The sequence below is a fragment of the Flavobacterium sp. WV_118_3 genome (assembly GCF_039778605.1).
In the GTDB taxonomy this organism is placed as follows: Bacteria; Bacteroidota; Bacteroidia; order Flavobacteriales; family Flavobacteriaceae; genus Flavobacterium.
In genome coordinates this window covers 943198-967658 of sequence record NZ_CP156060.1, presented here as the reverse complement: position 1 = coordinate 967658, position 24461 = coordinate 943198, and the positions used below count along the sequence as shown (strand labels likewise).

The window sequence follows — 24461 nt, the reverse complement described above, 5'->3', positions numbered from 1 at the left end:
TGACTGGTTTTAAAATCCTGTCAGGTGTATTTGATTGTTAAAGTAGTAAAAGCAATTATTCCGGTTTTTCAATAACTCGGGCAGTTTTATGGTGATACTGGTGCAGTAGTTCCATAAATGATGTCTTTTTTAATGGTTTTACCAAATAATCATCGATAAAGTGATATTCGTTTATTTTTTCAATATCGGCAAGACTTGTTGAAGAGCTCAGGATAAAAACGGGAATATTTTTCACATAATCCAATTCCAACCGACATACTTCATCCATAAATTCCCAACCGGTCATCTGAGGCATATTAATGTCTACAAACAACATATCCGGCCAGGTTTCACTCTTTTCTTTATTCGCCTGAAAATAATTAAGGGCCAGAAGGCCATCTTCGAAACCGATGACCTCCGTGTGAACATCGGGAAACTTCTTTACCATCTTACTGAAGATAAAACGAAATATCGAATCATCGTCGATAATAGCAATACGTAAATTTGTCATATAAAGGGGTATTTAGGGCTTACGGATTAGTTGAACTGGATATAAAAGGTACTCCCTTTATCCGGTTCGCTTTCCACATATATTCGTCCTCCCAATGACTCGATCTGATGTCTTGTCATAAAAAGTCCGATACCTTTACTGTCGTATCCGGTATGGAAGGTTTTCCTGAATTTGAATATATGGGCTCCATGTCTTTCGAGATCAATGCCTACTCCATTATCACAAACACTCAGGCAACTCTTTCCCTCTTCGACATAGGATCTGATATAAATATGTGGTTTCCTACCCGGTATGGTGTATTTTAGCGCATTACCGATCAGATTATGCAGGATACTTTCCAGATAAATTCTTGAATAGGAAATAGCATTGATTTCAAAATTTGTTTCAATCACAGCGCTTTTGGCATAGATTTCTGCCGAAAACTGCTGAATCGTTTTTTTATAGAGTCGTTCAAAATTACATTCTTCAAAAGGGAGCGATTTACTACCTCTCACTTCGAGTATTTCAATCAATTCCTCCATAATTGCGATAAGGCCGTCACTGGACGATTGCAGGAGTTGCAAACATTCTTTTCTGTCGGCTTCATTATCGGCATGTTCAATTTCGGCAACCAACATCTGGATATTACCTGCCGGTCCTCTCAGATTATGGGCTACAATCTGATTGAACTCTTCCAATTGCCGTAGTTTGGTTTCCAGATCGATCGTGGCAATTTCCAGTTGTCTGTTATTGCGCTGTAATGTTTGGACATATTTACTGTACAATGTGATATCCTGAACCTGAGCAATAAAAAAAACGGGGCTTCCCTGCTGGTTAAAAACAGTAGACATCGTGAGAAGACACCAAATATAGTGTCCTTCCTTATGGATATACCGTTTTTTGATCGTAAAACTTGCGCTTTCGAGGGATTTTAGCTTTTTTATATTTTCCTCAACAAGCAACATGTCATCCGGATGGGTATATTCGCAACAACTCATTCGTGTCATTTCAGACAAGTCGTAACCCAACATCTTAGTCAGCGTTTTATTAACATCGATACAATGTCCTTCGGTATCGACCAAAGCCATTCCCAATCCCGAATGTAGAAATGCCTGATTAAACTTTTGTTCGTTAATCCGTACTTCTTCTTCAATTTTCATTCGGTTGGTAATATCGGTAATAATTACAGCCACTTTGCTTTTTGAAGAATAAATTGGCCTTGCCTGCATCCTGTACCACAACCCGCTATTGGTTTGAACGGGTGACTGATAGTCCATACTAAGTGATTTATTTTGGCTTAAGGAATCTTTGATCAATGCTACAAAAGAACATCCGAGTTCACCAGGAAACAGCGTTTCCAGATTTTTTCCCAGAAAAAGAGAAGGCTCGTAGAAAAGTTGGTCTTTATCGTTTGTCCAGCAATTTAGGATTACTCCGGTAGCACTTACCTCAAAAATCATATCATCTATAGAAGCTAAAAGCGCATCCAACTGATTTTTCCGCTTCTCTAATTTTTGACTTTTCGTTACAATTTCTGTCACATCAAAAAAGCTAATCATGACATATTTTAGATCTGAAATCGGAATTATCTGTGTGCTAACAGACAACCAGATGAGTGGTTTCATATCTATAGTCACTCCCAACAGCTGATTTTCAATGGTTTTTCCGTATTGTAATGTAATCGAAAACGGCAATTCTTTTTTATCCAGTGGCGTTCTGTCTTCGTCATAAGAAAGTCGAAACAACTCAAAACAACTTATGCCCTGACAGATTTCCTCGTCAAGGCCAAAAGCTACAAGGGCATTTTTATTTGCCCGAACAATGTTTCCTTCAAAATCTACAATAAATACACCTTCTTTTCCGATACGCTGCATATTGTTCAATAGCGCATCGTTCCACATATTCTGAAGTTTCGCTGAATGCATATCTCTTTTTTTAATTAACAAACTACCGACAGTCTAAAATAAAGTAAATCTCCTTTTGGAAACAAATATTGTGACCACTGCCTTCATTTTATCATCTCTGTCCGTATACGGTACAAGATTCAAGTCTCCAAACTCAATTCCGGAAGCTTTTCCTGGTAGGCGAAAGATACATTTTTAATTGCTTAAGACATTTGATCCTGTGAACTATTTCCGATAAATTTTCGAACATTTGAGGCATTTGTTAGCATTCTGAATGTATATTTTTTAATCTGATCGTTACTTTACCTTATGTATTAAAGTCTGTATTGGTTCATTCTCCTATTCCAATTTAATGATAAAAACCTATTAATCAACATACTGTTTTTATTTTTTCAGGTTTTGATATTTTTAGGATAAATGCTTCTTATTGCCATGATGAGATACAGAATTTATTCGTAAAATTGAACCTTACCAAACCCAATATGAGAACAAGCGCTTCCTCTATGATCAAACTCCTCGAAAAATTGTGGAGAAGCTACTCCGTTTTTATAAACAGAGGAACGCATACCGGGAAGAAATACCCGAACAGAAATGAAATGTGGAAAGACCGTTTTTTCACACAAATCATAAAATTTGCGGTACCAACCGGTATCATTGCGCTAATTCCCAGCATTATACTCGAATGCTTACATCACAGTTATCTGACAGCCATAACCGATCTGGCGGCATTTACATCCATAGTGCTAATCGTTTTGCATAAAAAACTGGACATTCGGTTTAAAAAACTTTTTGGTGTTACGGTAATGCTCACTTTTTCGATTATAAAAATCGTAACCCTGCATTCGCTAATGTTCGGAACGGTCTTCCTTCTATTGCTCAGTGTATTTGTTACGCTTTTGTTTTCAAAAAAAATGGCCTACTTGTCGGTTGCCGTCAATGCCATAATCTGTCTCATATTTGGTATTGCCTTATACGAAGGATTTCCGGTAAATCGGCTTGAATTAATGAACGACAACATTCCGGATCGATGGGTTTTATACGCCTTTAATTTTATATTTTCGAATCTGGTTATGGTAGCCGTTATTTTATATATCATCCGCGGTTTCGAAAAAACCATTTTAAAATCGGAAAATCTATATCAGAAACTCCGCCTGGAAATTCAGGAAAAGATTAATCGGGAAAATCTATTGGAAGATGCCGTAACCCATTATAAAAGCCTGTTTATTTTTAATCCGCTACCGATGCTCATTTATGACCCGCAAAACCTCCGGATGCTACATGTAAACAAAAGTGCTGTAGACTGTTACGGATACAGTATTAAGGAACTACTCAATATGAAAATAACGGATCTTATACGCTGTAATGAAACGGTTTTCCGAAATAAAATACGTCAGGATTACGTACACCAACGGGACGAACATTACTGTAAAAACGGAAACCGCATTCAGGTCGACATCAATGCCAGTAACATCCGACTTAACGGAACCTGGGTACGACTCGCTATTGTGAGAGACATTACTTCGGAAGCAGAATATATTACTGCTATAGAACAAAAGAATGAAAAACTCCGGGAAATTGCGCATCTGCAATCCCATGTTATCCGCAATCCATTATCCCGGATTATGGGAATCACCGAACTGATCCAATCTGATCCTGTTGAAGGCCCCGAATTAGAGGAACTCCTCTTCTACCTAAACCATTCCGCCGAAGAACTCGACATCGTTGTGGCTCAAATTGTAAAACAAACGGAAATGGAAATAAGAACCTCTTTAAACCTAAAAAACGGATTGATTTAAGTAACGATTTTCTTTTTAATTATCCGAAAAAGCACCGGAAAACAGGCCTAAATGCCGACTAAAAACTATAAATTTCCTTATATTGCTATCCAATAACGTACTGCAAAAACAGTTCGTTTTATACAGATGAAACAACTCAAAACAGGACAATTTTTCGGAGCAACCAACAGTCACCTGGAATGGAAAGGCCTCACCATTACCGATACCGAGTATACCCATGAAAAAGTAGACTGGCATTACCACGAAAAACCCTATTTTACATTTATCATTCAGGGAAAAGTGCTGGAAGGCAACCGGAAAGAAATCTATGAATGTACAGCGGGTTCGCTGCTTTTTCATAATTGGGATGATGCGCATTACAATAAAAAACCACCCGGATTTACCCGCGGGTTTCATATCGAAATAGCACAACACTGGCTGGATCGATTCGATTTGTCGCTCGACAGTCTACAGGGAAGTATTGCAGTAAAAAATCCGGATGTAAAACTATTGTTCTACAAACTTTTTTATGAAAGTAAAATCCATGATAACGCCAGTCATTTGGCAACCGACGCGCTTCTTGTTGAAGTATTGGAAAACATCAAAGGTCAAAATAAAACCGTTTATTCCGCACGTCCCGATTGGATAAAACCACTACAGGAAATATTACATGAGGATACGCTCCAGGATCTTTCCCTTTCACAGCTTTCGGCACTTTTAGGAATTCATCCTGTACATATTTCCCGTTATTTCCCTAAATATTTTGGTTGTTCTCTTGGCAACTATATCCGTAAGCTAAAAGTGGAAAAATCGCTTGCTTTGCTACCGGACAAACATACACCACTTACAAGTATTGCTCTGGATTCCGGCTTTTCCGATCAAAGTCATTTTATCCGTTGTTTTAAAGAAAACATGGGAATAACACCGTTGGCTTTCCGCAAACGAATGCACTTCTGATGTTAATTTCATACTATTTTCAAAAAAACCGATTCCTTATTTTTACAGCATAAAATCAAAAAACAAACTCAGGATGAAAGCATACTTTTGGTGTATGATCACTATTTTAGGATTATCGTTTAGCGTCACGGCACAACACAACATTACCACCCCCGAACTAAACACCAGTCCCCTATACCGAAAGAACATTGGAAAGCTGGTTTTCCTTTCCAAATCCATTCTATCGGAACAACTAACGGAAACCGATTTTCTGGAATCGTTTCAGAATAGCGACGGAAATGATTTATACCTCCGTGTTTTTATGGACAATTCGCTGGTTAATTTTCTACATACTATAAACCCAAATCTAACCGTTGACGAATTAATCCAAGCCGGAAACTTCCAGTTTTCGTTTTATGCCGACGACAAACTGCTTTATACCGAAAACCTCAATACCGGTGCGGGAACATTTCAAAGTAAAACCAAAGGAACCACGTTTCAGATTCCGCTAATCAGTAAATCGGGAGAAGATTCCTGGGGACGGTTTTTATGGTCACGTTTCTTTTTTAACGGTGGCGGCGAAGCGGCTTTTTTTTCCGGGAAACACAAACTTACGATTGAAATCCGTCCGTATCTGAAATCCGGTACAACTATCAAAACCGGTGCATTAATCGCACAGGGAAGTCTTATCGTAACCGCTCCGATAGTTTCGTTATCTGAAAACCAAATCGCTATTCAGAAAATAGCCCCAAAAAGCGACTGGCAATTAGCAACCGTTACCTATGACACTACTGTGATCCGTGTTTTAAACCAAAAAATTCAGGAAAAACGTTTTAAAGACATCACCAGTATTGTCGTCATCCAAAACGGAAAATTAGTGCTCGAAGAATACTTTAACGGTAGCGATCGCAACACCCTTCACAACACCCGCTCGGTTGGAAAATCCTTTGCTTCCACCCTTATGGGAATGGCCCTGCGGGATGGTTATATTAAAAACGAAAATCAAACTCTGAATCAGTTTTACAAGCTAAAAGACTTTGCGCACTATTCTATTTCAAAAGAAAACGTTACTTTAAAAAGCCTGCTCACCATGAGTTCCGGGTTTGACGGATCGGATCAGAATCCGGATTCGCCAGGCAACGAAGAAAGCATGTATCCTACGGATAATTGGGTTAAATTCGCATTGGATCTTCCAATGGATTCCGAAAAACAAATCGGAAAAAACTGGGATTATTTTACAGCCGGGGTAGTCCTTTTGGGTGATATTCTAAACCAACGGGTGCCTAAAGGGCTGGAATCCTACGCTGCGACCAAACTATTCAATCCGCTGGGAATTAAAAGCTACCAATGGCAATACACGCCTCAAAACGTAGCCAACACGGCTGGCGGCTTACAATTGCGAACGTTGGATCTGGCACGCTACGGACAATTATATGCCAACAAAGGTTTGTGGAACGGTAAACAACTCCTTTCAAAAGACTGGGTTGAGAAAAGTTTTACCAATTATTTCCCGGAAGATTCCAATACACCGGGATACGGTTATCTGTTCTGGAAAGAAACCTTTACGGTAAAAGGAAAAAATTATGAAGCCTTTGCCTGTAGCGGAAATGGCGGTAATAAAGTCTATATTTTTCAAAACGTTCCTTTTGTGATTGTTATTACCGCAACGGCCTACAACAAACCTTACGCCCATCCGCAGGTGCGCCGGATGATGCAGGAATTCTTATTACCGGCTCTAATCGCGCAACAATAACACTATTCTAAAACCGATCGATGAAAAAAGTAATTATCAGGTGTCGCATCCGGTATAGGAATCAAAACGAACGATAAAATAAACATCCGATCGCAATATTGTTAAAAATACCAGCGCTAAAAAATGTAATTGCGATCACTATTAAAACTCTTTTATGATTCCGGATTTTGCAAAAATCCGGAAACTTCTGTTAATCCAGTGGAAAAGAAAGTCCAAATGCCGCGCCACCGGAATCTTGTCTTACCGATTCATGGAAATAATAGGCGAATTTTACTTCGACATTATGTTTACGCCCTAATGCCAATCCTAATGTAAAAGGAACGTGCATTAGTAATCCATTTTTACTATAATGATCCGCTTTAGTATAGGTATAAAAAGAACCCAAAGAAACCCCTACACCCACTTCGATAAATGGTGCGACATACGGGATAGGTACTGCAAGCCGAACCTTGGTTCCCAATAACGCAGTATTGGCTTTAAGGTTGTATTCCTCCTGATTTACATCTTTTTCTTCCGATCTGGCCTTAGCAATCACCACCCCGGCATAGGGAATTACACCAAACCAACTACGCGGACACCAAACGTATTCGCCCTGAGCATAAAATCCGGAACCTGTTGTCATTCTGGTTTCCTGATCGTAAGGAGATACGATCCCAAGTCCTACAGAAGCATTTATAAATTTCCCTTTATTGGGTTGCGCAAATACCGGATGTACTACCATTCCGGAAAATAGAAATAGAAAAATGTTAATCGTAAAATATAATTTTTTCATAATACTGGCTTAAAATTTTAGCCAGCAAACTTAGGTATATTTAAAGAATAATTGGGGAAAACTATCCGTAAAAGACTACAATTGTCTAACAATAGTCCCTAAAATACAGATGGGTACTGCATTAACATTATAAATACGAAATTATCTTACTTCTGAAAAAAGCATCAAGCAAGTGTTCCTGTTTATTTAGTATCCTCCAGTTTACTGCTATTTTTTTATATTTTAGCCCAAAGCAAATTGCTTTTACAATCATCATCAATCAATCTTATTTAATCATGAAAAAAAATGTAATGCTAGTGTTTTGGGCACTACTTTCCAACGTCCTTTTGGGGCAGGAATTTGAACGAAAGGTCGACAGTATTATTCAGACCGAATTTAAAGAAGCACAAGGTCCCGGCGGTGTGTTTTTAATTGCTCAAAAAGGCAAACCTGTCTACCGAAAAGCCATTGGCAAATCGAATCTCGAACTGGAAACGGATCTGAATCCGGACAATGTGTTTCAAATCGGTTCGATGACCAAGCAATTTACCGCCATTTCGATATTGATGCTCGAAGAACAAGGGAAATTAAAGGTGAGCGATCCTGTTTCCAAATACATTCCGGATTATCCGAATGGAAAAAACATCACCATTCATCAGTTGCTAACCCATACTTCCGGGATCAAGGATTTTACCAAAATGAAAACCTTATCGGAAATTGCCCAAAAAGAAATGACTGCCAAAATGGTTGTCGACTTTTTTAAAAATGAACCCGTAACTTTTCAACCGGGAGAAAAATTTGACTATAATAATTCCGGTTATGTCCTCTTGGGCTATCTAATTGAACTTACTTCCGGAAAAACCTATGAAACCTATATACAGGAAGCCATTTTTAATCCGTTGGGAATGACACATTCTTATTTTGCCAGCGACCGGAAAGTAATTCCCAAAAGAGCGTATGGCTATCATAAAAAAACACAGGGTTATGTGAACAAAACCAGCATCAATTTTAGTGTTCCGGCGGCTTCCGGCGCCCTGATGTCAACGTTGGATGATATGCTGAAATGGCAAAATGCATTAAATCAGAATCTACTATTAAAAGCCGGTAACGCGGCAAAAGCATTTCAAAAATATAAATTGAACGACGGTCAGGAAATCGAATACGGTTATGGCTGGCATTTAAAAAACATCAATGGCGTCGCCACACGGGAACATGGCGGTAGTATTTTTGGTTTTAAAGCGATGGGCGTTTATTTTCCCACGGAAGATCTTTATATCGTAGGATTTAACAATTGTGATTGTAATTCTCCAACGCAAATCACGCGGGATATTGCCGCATTGGCTTTAAAAAGTCTGAAAAAATAAACCTTTTTCTGCTAAAAAAATCTAAAAAGACCTTCCTACGGAAGGTCTTTTTGATATCAAGTCAATTTAAAAACAGGTAATTACATCCTGTCCTGAATCTGAAAAAAAATGACCCTTTGTTTTGCATATACGATGCTGTTTTAAATAGCAGTCCAAATACAATACCCCATAAACTTAATATCCCAAAATATGACGATCAAACAGAACTTACGACAAGCATAGCAGAATGGATCGATGCCAGCCATTCTGCTCTTTCCATGCTAAAAGCACAAGCACCGACAACCGATCGGATATGTTGTAAAGCCCTTTTCCCGGGATCGGATGAAAGTGATCCAGATGCTATCGGAACAGAAATATTTAGCAATCCTAAAAATTTTCCAATAAAAACTATCAAAAAATTATTGCTGATTTTATGACACTCTTTCCGGATTATAGTAATGAAAATAAAATCCGGAATACTGCCGGGGAACAAATCCAAACACAATCGTTTGATGCCGGAACCAATATATATAAACACATTTTGTTTAATAATAATTCAAAATAAAAACAATCATAATGCCGATATCTCTCTTTTTCGTGCTTTTTTTGAAATGGAAGTAAGCGCAGCTCAGCCTCAAATAAAGGGCAATCAGGATTATCCTTTTCTACGTACTATTTACAAAGTACCTTATGATTTGTTAGCTCATAACGCCCGACCACTATCCAACCTTCAAAAGGCTACTATACACGAATGGATTCCGAGTAATTCCGCTCCTAAAAACACCGCTATAAGTCTTTGTTTTTAGTTTTTCAGATCCGCATTACAACAATTTTTCACGATAGTCGTATAAAATAAAAACTTGTTTTTTCTCTATTAAGGGATATATTTGTAAAAAACGAAATTAATATGGCGGTACTGGAGCAACTCAAAAAAGTAAACTGGCTACGAATTCTAATGTTCTACGGAATTATACTGGTAGGTACTTATTTTGCACGAAAACTTCCGAATGTTCTAAACCTTCTTCTAACCCGTATTACCGACATTCCTTTTACTTTTAATTACAATCACGGCATCGTTACACTGGTAACGGCTTTGTTATTTTATAAATTTAGCGGCGTAAAGCAGGAAATTACCCTACTGGGAAACCATAAAATCAAAAGTCTGTTATTTCCTTTTATATTATTACTATGCTATGCCGGATTTGGAATTAACAATACTAACGGCATTAACAGTCATCTATGGGCGTTGCTGATTTGTTCGTTTGCACTTCTCTACAATTTGATGGAAGAATATGCCTGGCGTGGTTACCTGATCGAAAGTCTGGGAAATACGCATTATGTCTTGAAAAGTCTTATTTCCGGTCTTTTTTGGGCGATATGGCATCTGTTAATTTTTAATAATTTTGATCAGTATGGTGGATTCTGGATTTTTCTGGCTTTCTGTATTGTTTTTGCTTTTATCCTGACATTCGCCGTTTGGCGTACCCAATCGATACTGGTTGCCGCAACCATCCATGCTTTTATTATTCAGACCAATATGGCCGCAGTGATCTGCTTTATTACTTTTATGCTGTTGTTAATTACCTGGAACAAAATATTTAAACGTACGATTTAAACACTAATAATTCCACTCCACATATACCGGTTTGATCATCCATGGAAATTTAATCGTTGAAAAAGAAAAAGGGGCTCTATTAATCAGTATATCATAAGCTCTTTTTTCAACCGTTAACTCCCAACGTTCCCTTTTATCGGTTAACATTCCATTTCGAATCAGCCAATTTCCGCGGAGACCTTCAACCGAACCCGAACCGATAGCCGGCCAATAATTGATCACCGTCTTGAGCAATCCATTCATAAGCTGCTCCTCCTGATCTGTTACTTCAATCGTTTGTGTTATAACCGTATCCGGAGCAATACCACAAAGTATTTTATTTAAAGACAACTCATGATCATCTGCATCTTGACAACCGGTTACCAGATAGTTGAGATAAAGCACCGCTTTTTCGCGATTTTCCGCTGCGGTAAACGTGTTATTTGTGATAAGCTTTAATCGTTCCAACAACATCGGAACATAGACGTTAATTAAAACCATTCCCGCGTTATTTATAGATAAAGTAGTTGTTGACATTATGTTTTAATTTTTAGGGGTCAAAAGTTTTCAAAAGTAACAGCAAGCTTTGCCGTATTGTTGCGTAAAACCAATTGTTTTACCCTTTTAAAATAATTACTTGTAGATCAATTACATGATCAAAATATTTACAGTTCAAAAACAGTAAAAATGACGGTAAAAACCGAAAAGTCCCTTCTCTGTCTTAATGAGACAATCCAAAATAAGTTTTTTATAATTACTACTCCATTAATTTTACAAATCTCCTTTCAGTTATTAATAGTAATCAAAATATCATAAATTTATGAAAAGACCTGAATTTGGGAGTTTGCCCTTCAATAAACAAAGTACAACACCTACCAATACTGATTCGCAAGCCAATAAAAAAAACGAACAGGAAACAGTAACAGACAAACCGCTCTATACAGGACGCTATTTAATTAAACTAATTGACGGTCAGGATTGTCGTGTAGTACGAAAAGTCCTGGAATCAAAGTTAGGTTTTAAAGTAGCCTGCTCCGACGACTTTAAAGATATTGCTATTACCGAATTTGGCATTGAAAATTCCGATGCATTAATTTATAAAGATTTAGGAATAGCATTAATTGACGGTGAAGAACAACAAATTAAAAGAATACAGTCGGCTACAACAAATTTTATCATTGAACCGGAAAAGATTGTATACCTTCCTGGAGATATCCAGGGAGTTCCTGATATATCATCTACCTGGGGACTACGGGCAACAAAAGTGATCCATTCAAATTTCACGGGTAAAGGTGTCAAAGTCGCTGTTTTAGATACCGGTTTAGATTTACAACATCCGGATTTTACCGGGCGTCAGATACATGCGGAGTCGTTTGTTCCGAATGAAGCCGTAGAGGATCTTCATGGTCATGGAACTCATTGTATCGGAACAGCCTGCGGAAAAACGGATATAAACCATAAAAGATATGGTATTGCCAGCGATTCCGTTATTTATGCCGGTAAAGTTCTTAGCAATCAAGGTAGCGGCGCACAATCCTGGATTCTAAACGCCATCACTTGGGCAGTCAAAAACGGATGTAAAGTTATTTCCATGTCGCTGGGTTCAAAAGTATTTCCGGGTCAGAGCTACGATCTGGCCTATGAAAGAGTGGCTCAGTATGCATTGTCAAAAGGTTGCATTATTGTGGCAGCAGCCGGAAACGATAGTATACGCTCTCAAAATGTATTCGCCCCGGTTGGAAGTCCTGCCGACTGTCCTTCTATTCTGGCTGTAGCTGCAATTGATCCGGATTTTAATGTTGCCGACTTTTCCAATCGTTCCATAAATCCTACCGGGAAAATCGCTATTGCCGCACCGGGTGTTATGGTACTTTCTTCCTGGCCTATGCCAAAAAGGTATAATACAATCTCCGGTACCAGTATGGCAACCCCACATGTAGCAGGAATTCTTGCCCTATTATGGGAAAAACATCCAAATGCCACACCTCAGCAAATTATAGAAAAATTGAAAGCAAAAGCAAAAAACATATCTTTACAAAGTATTGATGTTGGTGTTGGCCTTACCATCGCCCCCTAAAAGACGTTCTCTTATGGATATAAATAGTATAATAACACTGTCTGACGATTCTATTGGTAATACAAAAGAAATTGCCGATAAACTTCGGAATAATGGCTTCCAAATAGCTAGTATTTTTGAATTTGGTGTCATTACCGGTGTAGCAAGCGAAGAAAATCTTCTAAAAATAAGTACCTGGCCGGAAGTAAAATCGATTACAAAGGAAAAACAGATTCATATTTTACCACCTGACGAAAATATTCAATAATAAGATCGTTACGTTAGACTTTTTAGATACTTTATATTCGTATTCACCTATTCGTCCTGATAACAGGGAAATCCTATTAATTAGGACTACAGTTTGTTTATAATTGACTATCGAAAATATAAATTCAATGCTTGACAAAACCAAAGGGAGTGCTCAATAGTACTCCCTTTTTTTATTCATCCGATTACATTCTATAAAATCATCAAACACGGAACACCTACCATCTGCATAAAAATGATCTGAATGTGCCCGTTTGTTTACTTTTACTTTTACTTTTCAAGGTTAAAAAAATAAAAGTGGCAAAGGCCATTTCGAGTCCTTTACCCCTTTTTGGAGGGAATATTCGTTTCAGTATTCCCAATAAAAATCAATCAAAAAAACAAACTTATTTTTCCATCCCTATGTGTTTTTTATTTTTTTCTAATTGATCATTCGACACCACCACCCAAAGCGCGATACAGATCGGTTATAGCATTGTATTTTTCCAGATGGAGCGTAATCGTTTCCAGATCGTTTTGCAATTTGTTATTCTGTGCTGTAATCACTTCCAGGTAATTGGCCATCCCATTTGCATACAACTTCATCGCATCATTTGTTGCTTTGTTTAGCGCAATTCCTTTTTCTTCGGCCAATAACAATCGTTGCGACGCTCCCTTAGATCTTGCCATTGCATCGGAAACTTCACCTACGGCCTGAAGCAGCGTTTGCTTAAACTGAATCGCAGCTTTTTCCTGTTCGATCAGTGCGGTTTTATAGGCCGTTCGCAGCATTTTTTTCTGAAACAACGGTTGCGATGATCCATTGCCAATAGCTTTTAACTTCACTTATAGTTGCTTCCACATCGTTTTCTTCCAGAATCAGCACAAATATGAAATGCATAATCAACGTCACCAATAGTACGCCGAGAATCTGTATAAAGCTTTGAATAACCAACCTTTTTATCGGATCGATTGTCCAGGGCATTTTCTGATTAAACCAACGATCGAGGAACAAACTAAGTTTTGAAATAACGGCACAGAAAATAATGGAAATGACAAATTCTTCCACAATGTCTGAAAGCGGTCGTGTAGCATAATCCGTCCAATACGGATCCATCATATAGGAAATCAGATACGAGCCTATAAAAGCAAATAGGATCAATAACGCTCTTTTACCTTTACTCGTGATTATGGATTTGTCTTGATTGAACACTTTACTGGCAAAGATAACGAATACGACACCGTTCTGAACACAATATAACTATCGGGCATAGACTACTTTTTGGGATGCAAGGTACATCCACGTATACGTCTAGGGTACCCATTATTTGTAAAGCGTATAAAAAAGCCCCAGAAACGACAGAATCCTATTGGTGAAAAGAAAACAAATGGTAGTACTTCTTCTAAACCGGCTTTGATTTTACAACGATTCCTTTAAAATCACATGTTTTACTTTAGCCCCGTAACCGGATACCAGTTAATCAATGATGTTTTGATTTGTTTCGGGTAAAACCTCAAGGGTCACACCAATCTGCTCGAAAATGGTTGTATCGATCATCTGACACATGGTATTAAGTGCCAAATCGTTGGCTTCCATTCCAAAAGGTTCTTCGATTTCATCGGCAATGGCTTCAAAGGCAATAAAGGTATAGGTTATAAAAACCACAATAAAGGGAGTGAACCATCCTAAACTGTCGACCAAAGCAAAAGGCAATAAAAAACAATACAGGTATACCGTACGGTGTAACAAAACCCGATAGCTATATGGAATAGGTGTAGATTGGATTCGTTCACATCCGCCCAGGATATCGGCCAATTTATCCAGATTTTCGTCAAAGCGACTCTGTTGAATGGAATCGATTCTGTTTTCATTTTTGGCCTTTTGTAGCCATTCTCCCAACAGATTGAGGATGATGGTCGGTTTATAATGAGCCTTCGCTACCCTTTCGAGTTGTACTTTATCCAATCGTTTTTCAAGATCCGTGTACGGATCTGTATGCCGTAACTGGTGCTTTAAGGCATACGTAAAAGCACTCAACAGTTGTACAAATTTATAAATGGAATTTTTATCGGCCGGTGTTCCCAGTGTTACTGCCTGACGTGTTAGCGCGCGTGTCACATTCAATAAAGCCCCCCAAAGTTTACGTCCTTCCCAGAAACGATCGTAACTGGCACTATTCCGAAAACCCAGAAACAACGCCAATACAAAACCGAACAACGTCAACGGAGCGGTATTGAGCGGTACTTTAAACGACAATATTTTTCCGTGGAAATAAACCACCGCTATCGACAAAAACAGCATTAACAACAAGCGGGGTACTAATCCCGGTAATACCGAACCATGCCATACAAAAAGCATTCTAAACCAGTGTTCTCTTTTTCGTATAATCATATGATAAGCCCCGCGTTTTAATCGTCCGGAAGCATACAAATTTACAAAAACAGCGCGATCATACAGTCGACATAACCGTAGAAATACAGCCCAATATAATACCCAAAAATAAGGTTAAATTGTACCCCATAAAAAGGAAATTTTCCTACATTCGTCATCCAACCCTATTTTAGATCGAGATGAAAAAAAGCTTATTTGTTATCTTTACGGTAATTCTGTTCGGTGCTTGTACTCCTAAAAAAGAACCCGTACAAGTGTTCACAGGAAACGATTACGAACTCAAAATCGCCAGTCCGCAAAAAGCCGTTTTAGTATTATTTCCCTGCTATCCCTGCGATATTGACAACACGAAAACCGAGGCTAAATTTCTAAAAGACATCGAAAAACAAGGGATTACGACTCTGCTTTTAAATTACAACCAACGGCTTTTTCTAAGCGATGCTGAAAAAGCGCAATACGCAAAAACACTCAACTCCATACTGAATCAGCATAAAGTTGCGACAGACAATCTTTATATTGGTGGTTTTTCCGGTGGTGGAAATATTGCCATGTTATTGTCCGGTTATCTGATAAAAAGTAAAAATGCGATTCAACCCAAAGGTCTTATGGTAGTCGACTCTCCAATCGATCTGGAAGCCTTATACAACGATTCTCAAAAAGAGGTTGCCAAAAATGTAGATGCTGAAGCCGTCGCGGAAGGCCACTATTTAATCGAATTGTTGGAAAGTACATTGGGAAAACCTGCTGATCATCTCGAAAATTATAAAAAAGCCTCGCCTTATCTGGTTTCCAGCAAACCGACCAATACGATTGTCTATTTAAAAGATATTAAAACCCGTTTTTACTCCGAACCAGATTTGAAATGGCAAAAACAGCATAAAAACAGAACCTACGAAGACTTAAACGCCTACCAGTTGGAACAAGCCTCCAAGACGTTAAAAGAACTGGGCAGTACACAAACCGAATTTATAGCTACTCAAAACCGTGGGTACCGAGCCAATGGCGACCGGCATCCGCATTCGTGGAATATTGTGGAACAAAGCAGTTTGGTGAAATGGATGACCGAATAGTCCTGAAAACGGACTATTCGAGATTTAATTTACTTTTTTAAAAAACAAGGTCGATTACAGTTCCTAAAATGATTATTAGCCCCCAGAACGTTATGACCCCAAAAAGATAAGCTACAAATGCTTTGATATAATTTCGGGGCTTCGTTTTGTCGAAAAACTGCCCGATAGCCCAGGCGCAATATACTGTGGCCAAAAAGTTGGAATACAGGAATACCGGAATTCCCGTTAATCCTTCAAACAAGGCCGATACTGATAACATCAGCATTCCCATGCCGATAACAAAACATAACATCACCACGATTTCAAACAGGTTATAGGGGTATTTTCGGAAAAATAATTTAACCCATAACGCAATAAAAACCCCCATAATAATATTGGCATAGCCATAATGTTTTTGCACCCAGTCCCCCATAACCGTTATTGCAGATTTCTGGGTAACCGTGCCCGTTGCATAATGCTCTTCGATATGGAAATAATGGTTGATCAATGAGTAAATCAACGACACCACCACCATAAATAAAATCGGTTTAACCAATCGGCTGCGGTTTTCCGTCAGGAACTCCTGAATATTTTTTCCAGGTCGCAGCAGTATTTCCTTTATCGTATATAAAAAACCCCGTTCAAAATGCAGGACATGCTCAATCTCGTGCAGGATATAATGCAGATCAATTCGTTTGAGTTGTGCCGGCTGACCGCAATTGGAGCAATATTTATCGGTTATAGCTGTAGTACAGTTTTTACAATTATCCATTTTTTAGTTTCTAATTACATCTCAAAAATATTATTTAAAGCGTATACTCACTAAAAAATAGTGCGGTATTTTAAAATGAGCCCCTAAATTTTCGGGTTTTATGTCCGATTGCACTACTTCGCAATACGAACCCGAACCATCTTTATGCATTGTAGGTGTTATAATCGCAAAAATGGGGATATCCGTTTCGGAAGCGATATTGATTTCCAGAAATTCGTTCGAGCCCAAAAAATCTTTTAGGGCATATAATTCGGAATCACTGCTTAACTTAAAATAGCTTTTTTTACTACCGAAACCAGATCCCTTGATATACGTTTTTAGTTTTCCGTCGGTCATACTAAAGAAAAATTTCAGTGACAAACTTTCTAAGCTAATCTTAAAATAATCCGACTCACTTCCATCAAACAACCTAACTTTAGGAGACGGTTTTCCGTTTTTAAACTCCTGTATGTTAACCTCATAATACTTGCCTTTAAGTGCCTCTCCTACAAAATTCAATCGTTCAATATAGATATTTTGAAAATCGATCAGCTCCTGAACTTCTTTATTTTCACTGGCATAATTGTTACTCACTTTTACAATTTGTTGCGCCCAGCTTACGTTTGTAGCGAGTATTAACAGGAATAAAGTACGTCTCAATTTTAATTTATTTTTGGGTTACATATTTGCGTGTGCCAAAATAAACTAAAATTTCATAATTACGAGAAAAAAAAACAACAATCGTAACGAAATACAGAAATTGCAAAAAAACATCTTGATAACCAATTCTTTTTCGCTTAACTTTCTACAAAAATAAAAGTTGATGACAACCATACTCATTGTCGGAATCGGTGGTGTTGGCGGCTATTTTGGCGGACTAATAGCGAAAGCATTTCAAAACGATACTACTGTAGCCGTACAATTTCTGGCTCGGGGCAAAAACCTCGATACCATTCGCGCCAATGGTCTTACGATTGTGAAAGGTGCGGATAATAGTACCGTTTTTCCGCAAAAAGCGAGTGATACGCCTTCCGATCTTGACAAAGCCGACTACATCATTCTGTGTACCAAAACCTACGATCTGGAATCGACATTAGTACAATTGCAAGACTGTATCACCGAAAAAACCGTTATCCTTCCCTTGCTTAACGGACTGGACAGCACAACAAAAATTAAACGCCATTATCCCAATGTAATGGTGTTGGACGGCTGTGTTTATGTAGTTTCCCGTTTGTCTGCTCCCGGAATCGTAACCAATAGCGGAAACATCGAAAGTCTGTTTTTTGGCTCCGAAAAGGCATCGGACGAACGTCTTTTACAACTGGAAACGCTTTTAAAACAAGCCGGAATTCAAGCTACCCTTACACCCGATATCGCATCGGTAGTTTGGAAAAAATTTATGTTCGTATCGGCCATCGCTACGGCTACATCTTTTTATGATCAGTCAATTGGTGAAATTCTTGAAAATCCGGACAAACGCAATACGTTACTAGCACTGCTAATGGAAGTTTATTCATTGGCACAAGCCAAACAAATACCACTACCGGAAGATAGTGTTGCTACTACTTTAGCCAATATAGAAACGCTTCCATTTGCCGCGACCTCATCGTTACATAGCGATTTTAAAAACGAAAAAAAGCAAACCGAATTGAATGCCTTAACCGGCTATGTTGTTTTCGAAGGGCTCACTTATGGTGTTGCAACACCGGTTTACGAAAAATTATACACGGCTTTAAAAGCCAAAAAGAAACCGGCCTTATAATACTAAGACCGGTTTTATATTGATCAAAAGTTGAATTAAACGGAAATCGAAACCGGTTGCAAAGCGGTCAATTCGGCTACAATCGCATTAAACGTTTTCTCACCTGTAGCATTATCGATCAGATATTCTGACGCGGTAGTGATTAGCGAATCAATATTTCCCGGATCGATATTATCCATATGGGTTTGTCCCTGAATAATAGGCGGTTCCAATCGATAATACGTAAGCCCCGAAGCGGTTAACGCCTGTAATTGTTGTCCCGAGACCAACTGTACCGATTCTGTAATAATATTCACAACGGCACCACGCCCATTGTCGTTCCCGGACAAATCTTCCAGATCACTGGTAATCCACGGCATATAACCCCAGTTCCCATTATCGGGATCCGGATCACCCTGATGCGCAGTCACTAGTCCGGCGCCACAAGCATATGTTCCCGTTCCCAGAGATATCAATACAATATCACTCAGACTGGTTACCATTCCGGTACGAAAAGCTTCCGTTACGGCCCATATGGCCGGGTTATTCGACATTACCCCTCCATCGAGTACCCAACGTTCCTGTGCATTCGAATTCGAATTCTGTCCACCGCCCACATTACCTACCGGAAAATAGGTTGGTGCCGCACTTGTCGCACGAGCAGCTTCCCACACTTTATAATCATCGGCAGACGATTTGGCCGCATCCATCCAATTAAACAAATACGGTCCGTAATCCTGTCCCAATACCGGATTCTGTATCGTATTACCGCTGCTATTAATCGTATAACTGGTTGTAAACACGTGTTTGGTACGTCCATTAAGTGTCTTCATATTGGCTTGCGCTGCACTTAAGGTTCCCATTCCGAATTGTTGCTGTAAATACGGTTCGATACCGTTACCCTTACCATCGTCGCCATAATATTGCGCATAACAGTCTGGTATTAATGACTCTTGTGGTACAAAAATTTTATTGCCGTCGTTCTGATAAATGTTCAAGACTTCTTGCGCCGTAAAGGGTTTGTTACCGTTTATTGGCGATGTTAATCCTGTAGCGATAATACCTCCGGTTGAGGTTCCGCCGATCATATCGAAAAGTTCGTAGCAGCTTTTGTTTAATCTGCTTTCCAGTTCGTTAAGAAAATAGGCCGGTATAATCCCTTTTATACCACCGCCATCTACTGTTAAAATAACTACTTTCCCCATAACTTTAGTGTTTAGTATTGATTTGGTTGCACCTGTTTTTAAACAAGTTTCTAAAATTAACCGATAGACTGCAGTTCTATAAACGTATAATCACCTGTTTTCACGTTTGATTCGGAACCCGTGAATACCGGATTTTCTGGCTAAAAAGAATACGAATGGCTAAAATTGAACTGTTTTAGCGACTGTTAAACTGAAATACCCTAATTTCGCAGCACTAAAATCAATAACTGTGGGCAACGACACCCAAAATAGAATCACCTACTTTACCGATCGTATTCTGGACGCGATTTCGCTACCGGAACGCTTTACGTTTCCGTTTTATTATGAACCACATCCGCTCACGCAGATTGCTGCTTCAGAACTACAGGAATACCTCGAAAGTCAGACGGATATGGACCACAACTTCGGACTTATCGAAGATCAGGATGGAATCGCTATCGGGAAAATGTTTGGTGTACTTGTGGTTCGGGATGCCAACGGTAAAATAGGTTATTTAGCCGCTTTTTCCGGAAAACTGGCCGGTACGAATCAGCATCCGCGCTTTGTCCCACCTGTTTTTGACATGCTACTTGAAAACAGCTTTTTTCTAAAAGAAGAAACCATTCTAAACAGTATTAACAGTCAGATCGAAACAGTAACAGCCAATCCGCTTTACCACCGATTGAAAACTGAACTGGAACAATTTGTAAGTCAGTCGCAGGAAGAAATTACCGCTTTTAAAAAACAGCTAAAAGCGAATAAAGAAGAACGCAAAAAAAGCCGTGAAGCTCAGCAAAGCAGCCTAACGGAATCGGAATATGCCGTTTTTGAAGCCGATTTGATCAAACAAAGTTTACGCGATAAATGGGAGTTACAAGTGCTAACCAACAAATGGAAAGCATGTTTGGACGAAACCCGTTTACAATTAGCTCAATTTGACGATCAGATAGAAGCGTTAAAAAAAGAACGCAAAGAAAAGTCGGCCGCTTTACAGCAGCAACTTTTCGAGCAGTATTCCTTTTTAAATAAAGACAGAAAAACCAAAAGCCTGCAATCTATTTTTAGCGAAACGGTCTTTGGAAAACCACCCGCGGCAGCTGGCGAATGTGCCACGCCAAAACTATTGCAATATGCTTTTATCCACGGTTTAGAACCTTTGGCTATGTCCGAATTCTGGTGGGGCGCCTCTCCAAAATCGGAAATCCGCAAACACCGTCAGTTTTATCCGGCTTGTACCGGTAAATGTCAGCCGATTTTAAAACATATGTTGGACGGTATTCCGATGGATGATAATCCGCTGTTACAAAACCACGGAGAAAATACCACGCTGAAAATCATATACGAAGACGATAGCCTTGTTGTAGTCGACAAACCCGCCGAACTCCTATCGGTTCCGGGCATACAAATTCAGGATTCGGTTTATACCCGACTCAAAACAACCTGGGGCAACATCGAACCGTTGATCATTCACCGCTTGGATATGGCCACCTCGGGACTTTTGGTTGTCGCCAAAACCAAAGAAGCCCACAAACACATCCAGCGTCAGTTTTTAAAACGTACGGTTATAAAACGCTATACCGCCCTTTTATCAGGACTGGTAAAACAAGACGAAGGTGAAATCCGACTTCCGCTACGGGGCGATCTGGACAACAGACCGCGACAACTGGTTTGTGATACCCATGGTAAAAAAGCCGTTACCGTTTGGAAAGTCGTAGGTCGACAAACGACAACAACCCGAATTCATTTCTGGCCGCTTACCGGAAGGACGCATCAATTACGAATGCACGCCGCCCATGAACAAGGTTTAAACGCTCCGATTGTAGGCGACGATTTATACGGAACCGGTGCCGACCGTTTGCATCTCCATGCCGCTTATCTGGAATTTGTACATCCAAAAACACGGGAAACACTCCGCTTTGAAGTCAAAGAGTCATTTTAAAGCGTTGCTTTGGACACAACCGGAATACACAAGGTAAGGATGCATTTTTGCTGTGGATGTTCCTTGTAATTATTCCGAATGATTTCAAATGGCAATTGTTCCGCCGGGCGATAGCCGTTTTCATTCATCCAGATGTATAACGACGACCAGGCTTTTTCAAGATCGGCAAGGTCAATTTCAAAATTAGCGGTAATACATTTTCCGGGTGACAGGTTTTTGAAAAAAATACCCGGATCGGATTGGATTTCCCGATCGACCACTACTCCAATTTCCATACGGACTTTTTCCGGAGCCGTAATTTTAAAACTATCGTGATAGATTCGGATCGCTGCGATCTTTTCAGGATTTGTCAGTTTATTTTCCAACGCAAATTCAATCACTTTTGTAAAAGTCGCGTCCAGATTTTCCACACCAATATGATTTTGGTAAATCATTGGAAACGCAACCATTTCTTCTACTGTTATTACTGCATTCATTTCCATCCAGTTTTTAAGATTTTCGATGCGCCAAATATAGGCTTCAAATCCCTGAAAAATTTGTCCATTCGTGCTCTTTTTAATTTTGTCATACCGACTACTACGTTGTTTTCGGAATTCCGTCGGGCTCACCGAATAGCGTTTTTTAAATGCCTTCGTCAGCGCTGCATTATCCGAAAAGCCATATTGAAATGCCAAGGTTCCAATCGTTTCCTTCGTATCCCGAATCAATAAAGCGGCCACTTTTTCGATCCGTTTTCTATTGTAAAACTCCAACAGGTTTTCGCCGGTATATGCTTTAAACAACCGCTGAAAATGAAAGGGCGAATAATTTGCTACAGTAGCGATTTTTTCTACCGACAAAGGTTCTTCCAGATGTTGCTCGATAAAATCCAGGGCTTTCCCCAGCTGTTGTAAAGGTAAATCAGCCATACGATAGTGCTACAATCCGGTCGAAGGTAATCAAATTGAATTAAAAAACGCTACCGGTTTGGCGGTAGCGTATAGCAGTTACAAAATTTTAAAAAAGGATTAGTGTAGTTTATACGCCACACCTACCCCAATAGCAGACACTGTAAAATTATCGGATATTCCACGGTAAAAGGCGAACAGATCGAAATTATCTTTGTTCCATCCTACTTTACCCTGGTAATACAAACCACCGTCGGCGTTATTCAGACCAATTCCGTACCCGATATCTGCGGTGTAGAAAATATTGTGATCAAATTTTCCACGACCCGAAGCCGCCACTGGAATGTAGCCAAAATCGTCGTACGTAAAATCCATACCCGCCACCGTTTGCGTTTTACCAAAAAAACGGGAATATCCGGTTGCGATACCCAAATCCAGAAAGTCTTTTACTTTATAAAAGTAAACGGCACCATCTATTCCTAAATTAAATGACGAAACATCAGCAGCATCGCCAATCGGGAAACCGGCGTGTACACCAACTCTGATATCCTGTGCACTCAAACTTTGAGAGAACCCGGCCACAACAGCAACCAGGAACAAGCTTTTCAATTTTGAAATCATATTTAATGCGTTTAGTGTTATCTATTAAAAATAACCATTTAAAACAGCTGTATACCACTCAAAATCACTATTTTATTGACAAAATAAAACGGTAGATTTTCGGCTTAAAAAAACGCAAAACGACCTGTTTTACTAGAGTTTCTTTTATCTCGTCCAAAAAGTTATAAACCGGAAAAGCATCCCCTTGATTGGTAAGTACAATGATTGTTGTATTATTTTTTAAATCGCGCCAGAATAAACTTCGGAAACCTTTTCGATGATCAATGTTAAAAGGATATAACCGGTATTACTATAAGGACTTTACGTTTCCATAAAGTCCTTTTTAAACCGAAATCCTTTTTTATAATTCGACGATCGGTTTTTCCAGATCGTGGTAAAGCAATATTTTCCAATTTTCCTCCCGGGCCTGTTGCTCCCATTTCTGACGTAATGCCATTGCTTTTTTTCCGTCATAATCGGTTTTATAGGCGATATGGTATTTCAGATAAGATTCCTGTGGCAGATTATCGCCGCCATAAAATGCAATTTGATCGTCATTCCGAAACCAAAATACCTGGTGAAACGGCGAATGACCACCGGTGACTTCAAAAGTAATATAGTTGCCTATTTTCCCCTGATCGGCATTCATATAGTGCACATTTGACAATTGTTGTAAGGCTTTTATCGTTCGTAAATTAAACGACGGATTTTCCGGTTGTGACAAAGCATAATCCATTTCCCGTTGTTGCAGGAATAGCTTCGCTTTCGGAAAATAGGTCTCAAAATGACCGTCCTCCAAAAATCCCAATCCGTCGGTATGATCTTTATGCAAATGACTCAACAAAACCTTTGTGATTTGTTCCGGTTCGTATCCGGCGTCTTGTAACAACGAAATCAAAATCGGTTTTCCGTTGCGTTCAAAACCCAGTCCGGCATCAACCAAAACCAGATCGTCCGGAAGTTGGATCAGAAAAGGACATATTGCCATTTTTAATGCACCCGGCTCTCCAACCAGAGCGCTATCTACCAAGGTAAATTCTTTGGTTTTACTGGCCCAAAACAGACCTTCTCTAAGGGGTATGATTTTCATA

At 39.2% G+C, this 24461-nt stretch carries 24 protein-coding genes; 10 read left to right on the top strand and 14 right to left on the bottom strand.

The window, feature by feature from the left end; all coding sequences use genetic code 11:
- Window positions 1–55: 55 nt before the first annotated feature.
- A complete protein-coding gene (locus ABFU83_RS04520) occupies window positions 56–490 on the bottom strand; it encodes a response regulator (RefSeq protein WP_347069261.1) in 435 nt (144 codons plus the stop codon).
- Window positions 491–516: 26 nt separating this feature from the next.
- Window positions 517–2394 (bottom strand): PAS domain S-box protein, encoded by a 1878-nt coding sequence (locus ABFU83_RS04515; protein ID WP_347069260.1) that lies wholly within the window; start codon window positions 2392–2394, stop codon window positions 517–519.
- A gap of 461 nt (window positions 2395–2855) precedes the next feature.
- Here ABFU83_RS04515 and ABFU83_RS04510 point away from each other — a divergent pair, with 461 nt between their 5' ends.
- From ABFU83_RS04510 to ABFU83_RS04500, 3 genes are all read left to right on the top strand, one after another.
- Window positions 2856–4169, top strand: a complete 1314-nt coding sequence (locus tag ABFU83_RS04510) for a PAS domain S-box protein (RefSeq protein WP_347069259.1) — start codon at window positions 2856–2858, stop codon at window positions 4167–4169.
- Window positions 4170–4295: 126 nt separating this feature from the next.
- Window positions 4296–5105: a helix-turn-helix transcriptional regulator gene (locus ABFU83_RS04505; protein ID WP_347069258.1), complete on the top strand. Its 810-nt coding sequence runs from the start codon at window positions 4296–4298 to the stop codon at window positions 5103–5105.
- A gap of 73 nt (window positions 5106–5178) precedes the next feature.
- Window positions 5179–6837, top strand: a complete 1659-nt coding sequence (locus ABFU83_RS04500) for a serine hydrolase (RefSeq protein WP_347069257.1) — start codon at window positions 5179–5181, stop codon at window positions 6835–6837.
- A gap of 190 nt (window positions 6838–7027) precedes the next feature.
- Here ABFU83_RS04500 and ABFU83_RS04495 read toward each other — a convergent pair whose 3' ends face one another.
- The gene (locus tag ABFU83_RS04495; RefSeq protein WP_347069256.1) at window positions 7028–7609 is read right to left on the bottom strand and encodes a hypothetical protein; all 582 of its coding nucleotides are present in this window, start codon (window positions 7607–7609) and stop codon (window positions 7028–7030) included.
- Window positions 7610–7884: 275 nt separating this feature from the next.
- Between ABFU83_RS04495 and ABFU83_RS04490 the strand changes: the two genes are divergently transcribed.
- Window positions 7885–8952 (top strand): serine hydrolase domain-containing protein, encoded by a 1068-nt coding sequence (locus ABFU83_RS04490; RefSeq protein WP_347069254.1) that lies wholly within the window; start codon window positions 7885–7887, stop codon window positions 8950–8952.
- A gap of 196 nt (window positions 8953–9148) precedes the next feature.
- On the opposite strand, the gene ABFU83_RS04485 is transcribed toward ABFU83_RS04490, so the two are convergent.
- Window positions 9149–9316: a hypothetical protein gene (locus ABFU83_RS04485; RefSeq protein ID WP_347069253.1), complete on the bottom strand. Its 168-nt coding sequence runs from the start codon at window positions 9314–9316 to the stop codon at window positions 9149–9151.
- Between the two features lie 522 nt (window positions 9317–9838).
- On the opposite strand from ABFU83_RS04485, the gene ABFU83_RS04480 reads away from it, so the two are divergent.
- On the top strand, window positions 9839–10546 hold the full coding sequence (locus ABFU83_RS04480; protein ID WP_347069252.1) for a CPBP family intramembrane glutamic endopeptidase: 708 nt from the start codon (window positions 9839–9841) through the stop codon (window positions 10544–10546).
- Window positions 10547–10549: 3 nt separating this feature from the next.
- Here the strand turns inward: ABFU83_RS04480 and ABFU83_RS04475 are convergent, their stop codons facing one another.
- Window positions 10550–11062, bottom strand: a complete 513-nt coding sequence (locus ABFU83_RS04475; protein ID WP_347069251.1) for a contractile injection system tape measure protein — start codon at window positions 11060–11062, stop codon at window positions 10550–10552.
- A gap of 283 nt (window positions 11063–11345) precedes the next feature.
- On the opposite strand from ABFU83_RS04475, the gene ABFU83_RS04470 reads away from it, so the two are divergent.
- Window positions 11346–12602, top strand: coding sequence for a S8 family serine peptidase (locus ABFU83_RS04470; protein WP_347069250.1), 1257 nt, complete (start codon window positions 11346–11348; stop codon window positions 12600–12602).
- 13 nt (window positions 12603–12615) lie between these two features.
- On the top strand, window positions 12616–12849 hold the full coding sequence (locus ABFU83_RS04465; RefSeq protein WP_347069248.1) for a hypothetical protein: 234 nt from the start codon (window positions 12616–12618) through the stop codon (window positions 12847–12849).
- 428 nt (window positions 12850–13277) lie between these two features.
- Here the strand turns inward: ABFU83_RS04465 and ABFU83_RS04460 are convergent, their stop codons facing one another.
- The 3 genes from ABFU83_RS04460 to ABFU83_RS04450 all read right to left on the bottom strand — a co-directional run bounded on the left by ABFU83_RS04460 (window position 13278) and on the right by ABFU83_RS04450 (window position 15219).
- On the bottom strand, window positions 13278–13619 hold the full coding sequence (locus tag ABFU83_RS04460; protein WP_347069247.1) for a TolC family protein: 342 nt from the start codon (window positions 13617–13619) through the stop codon (window positions 13278–13280).
- A complete protein-coding gene (locus ABFU83_RS04455) occupies window positions 13600–13989 on the bottom strand; it encodes a hypothetical protein (RefSeq protein ID WP_347069246.1) in 390 nt (129 codons plus the stop codon). The genes ABFU83_RS04460 and ABFU83_RS04455 overlap by 20 nt, the downstream gene beginning before the upstream one ends.
- Before the next feature lie 315 nt (window positions 13990–14304).
- Window positions 14305–15219 carry a bestrophin family ion channel gene (locus tag ABFU83_RS04450; protein ID WP_347069245.1) on the bottom strand — a complete coding sequence of 305 codons (915 nt, stop codon included), beginning with the start codon at window positions 15217–15219 and terminating at the stop codon, window positions 14305–14307.
- Window positions 15220–15398: 179 nt separating this feature from the next.
- On the opposite strand from ABFU83_RS04450, the gene ABFU83_RS04445 reads away from it, so the two are divergent.
- Window positions 15399–16289 carry a hypothetical protein gene (locus ABFU83_RS04445; protein ID WP_347069244.1) on the top strand — a complete coding sequence of 297 codons (891 nt, stop codon included), beginning with the start codon at window positions 15399–15401 and terminating at the stop codon, window positions 16287–16289.
- Window positions 16290–16326: 37 nt separating this feature from the next.
- Here the strand turns inward: ABFU83_RS04445 and ABFU83_RS04440 are convergent, their stop codons facing one another.
- On the bottom strand, window positions 16327–17040 hold the full coding sequence (locus ABFU83_RS04440) for a DUF3667 domain-containing protein (RefSeq protein WP_347069242.1): 714 nt from the start codon (window positions 17038–17040) through the stop codon (window positions 16327–16329).
- Between the two features lie 30 nt (window positions 17041–17070).
- Complete coding sequence (locus tag ABFU83_RS04435; RefSeq protein ID WP_347069241.1) at window positions 17071–17679, bottom strand: hypothetical protein; 609 nt, start codon at window positions 17677–17679, stop codon at window positions 17071–17073.
- 163 nt (window positions 17680–17842) lie between these two features.
- Here ABFU83_RS04435 and ABFU83_RS04430 point away from each other — a divergent pair, with 163 nt between their 5' ends.
- Entirely contained in the window at window positions 17843–18781 is a 939-nt protein-coding gene (locus ABFU83_RS04430) for a 2-dehydropantoate 2-reductase (RefSeq protein WP_347069240.1), read from the top strand.
- Window positions 18782–18816: 35 nt separating this feature from the next.
- On the opposite strand, the gene ABFU83_RS04425 is transcribed toward ABFU83_RS04430, so the two are convergent.
- Complete coding sequence (locus ABFU83_RS04425; RefSeq protein WP_347069239.1) at window positions 18817–19965, bottom strand: patatin-like phospholipase family protein; 1149 nt, start codon at window positions 19963–19965, stop codon at window positions 18817–18819.
- Window positions 19966–20194: 229 nt separating this feature from the next.
- On the opposite strand from ABFU83_RS04425, the gene ABFU83_RS04420 reads away from it, so the two are divergent.
- On the top strand, window positions 20195–21883 hold the full coding sequence (locus ABFU83_RS04420) for a pseudouridine synthase (RefSeq protein WP_347069238.1): 1689 nt from the start codon (window positions 20195–20197) through the stop codon (window positions 21881–21883).
- Here the strand turns inward: ABFU83_RS04420 and ABFU83_RS04415 are convergent.
- The 3 genes from ABFU83_RS04415 to ABFU83_RS04405 form a co-directional block, all read right to left on the bottom strand.
- Window positions 21880–22791, bottom strand: coding sequence for a helix-turn-helix domain-containing protein (locus ABFU83_RS04415; RefSeq protein ID WP_347069237.1), 912 nt, complete (start codon window positions 22789–22791; stop codon window positions 21880–21882). The genes ABFU83_RS04420 and ABFU83_RS04415 overlap by 4 nt on opposite strands.
- A 99-nt stretch (window positions 22792–22890) precedes the next feature.
- Complete coding sequence (locus ABFU83_RS04410; RefSeq protein ID WP_347069236.1) at window positions 22891–23391, bottom strand: hypothetical protein; 501 nt, start codon at window positions 23389–23391, stop codon at window positions 22891–22893.
- A 340-nt stretch (window positions 23392–23731) separates the two neighbouring features.
- Complete coding sequence (locus ABFU83_RS04405) at window positions 23732–24460, bottom strand: MBL fold metallo-hydrolase (protein ID WP_347069234.1); 729 nt, start codon at window positions 24458–24460, stop codon at window positions 23732–23734.
- Window position 24461 lies beyond the last annotated feature (1 nt).

Bases quoted from the DNA above. Each gene is read 5' to 3' on its own strand.
- ABFU83_RS04520 (WP_347069261.1), bottom strand. From the start codon at position 490: ATGACAAATTTACGTATTGCTATTATCGACGATGATTCGATATTTCGT.
- ABFU83_RS04515 (WP_347069260.1), bottom strand. From the start codon at position 2,394: ATGCATTCAGCGAAACTTCAGAATATGTGGAACGATGCGCTATTGAAC.
- ABFU83_RS04510 (WP_347069259.1), top strand. From the start codon at position 2,856: ATGAGAACAAGCGCTTCCTCTATGATCAAACTCCTCGAAAAATTGTGG.
- ABFU83_RS04505 (WP_347069258.1), top strand. From the start codon at position 4,296: ATGAAACAACTCAAAACAGGACAATTTTTCGGAGCAACCAACAGTCAC.
- ABFU83_RS04500 (WP_347069257.1), top strand. From the start codon at position 5,179: ATGAAAGCATACTTTTGGTGTATGATCACTATTTTAGGATTATCGTTT.
- ABFU83_RS04495 (WP_347069256.1), bottom strand. From the start codon at position 7,609: ATGAAAAAATTATATTTTACGATTAACATTTTTCTATTTCTATTTTCC.
- ABFU83_RS04490 (WP_347069254.1), top strand. From the start codon at position 7,885: ATGAAAAAAAATGTAATGCTAGTGTTTTGGGCACTACTTTCCAACGTC.
- ABFU83_RS04480 (WP_347069252.1), top strand. From the start codon at position 9,839: ATGGCGGTACTGGAGCAACTCAAAAAAGTAAACTGGCTACGAATTCTA.
- ABFU83_RS04475 (WP_347069251.1), bottom strand. From the start codon at position 11,062: ATGTCAACAACTACTTTATCTATAAATAACGCGGGAATGGTTTTAATT.
- ABFU83_RS04470 (WP_347069250.1), top strand. From the start codon at position 11,346: ATGAAAAGACCTGAATTTGGGAGTTTGCCCTTCAATAAACAAAGTACA.
- ABFU83_RS04465 (WP_347069248.1), top strand. From the start codon at position 12,616: ATGGATATAAATAGTATAATAACACTGTCTGACGATTCTATTGGTAAT.
- ABFU83_RS04460 (WP_347069247.1), bottom strand. From the start codon at position 13,619: ATGCTGCGAACGGCCTATAAAACCGCACTGATCGAACAGGAAAAAGCT.
- ABFU83_RS04450 (WP_347069245.1), bottom strand. From the start codon at position 15,219: ATGATTATACGAAAAAGAGAACACTGGTTTAGAATGCTTTTTGTATGG.
- ABFU83_RS04445 (WP_347069244.1), top strand. From the start codon at position 15,399: ATGAAAAAAAGCTTATTTGTTATCTTTACGGTAATTCTGTTCGGTGCT.
- ABFU83_RS04440 (WP_347069242.1), bottom strand. From the start codon at position 17,040: ATGGATAATTGTAAAAACTGTACTACAGCTATAACCGATAAATATTGC.
- ABFU83_RS04430 (WP_347069240.1), top strand. From the start codon at position 17,843: ATGACAACCATACTCATTGTCGGAATCGGTGGTGTTGGCGGCTATTTT.
- ABFU83_RS04425 (WP_347069239.1), bottom strand. From the start codon at position 19,965: ATGGGGAAAGTAGTTATTTTAACAGTAGATGGCGGTGGTATAAAAGGG.
- ABFU83_RS04415 (WP_347069237.1), bottom strand. From the start codon at position 22,791: ATGGCTGATTTACCTTTACAACAGCTGGGGAAAGCCCTGGATTTTATC.
- ABFU83_RS04410 (WP_347069236.1), bottom strand. From the start codon at position 23,391: ATGATTTCAAAATTGAAAAGCTTGTTCCTGGTTGCTGTTGTGGCCGGG.
- ABFU83_RS04405 (WP_347069234.1), bottom strand. From the start codon at position 24,460: ATGAAAATCATACCCCTTAGAGAAGGTCTGTTTTGGGCCAGTAAAACC.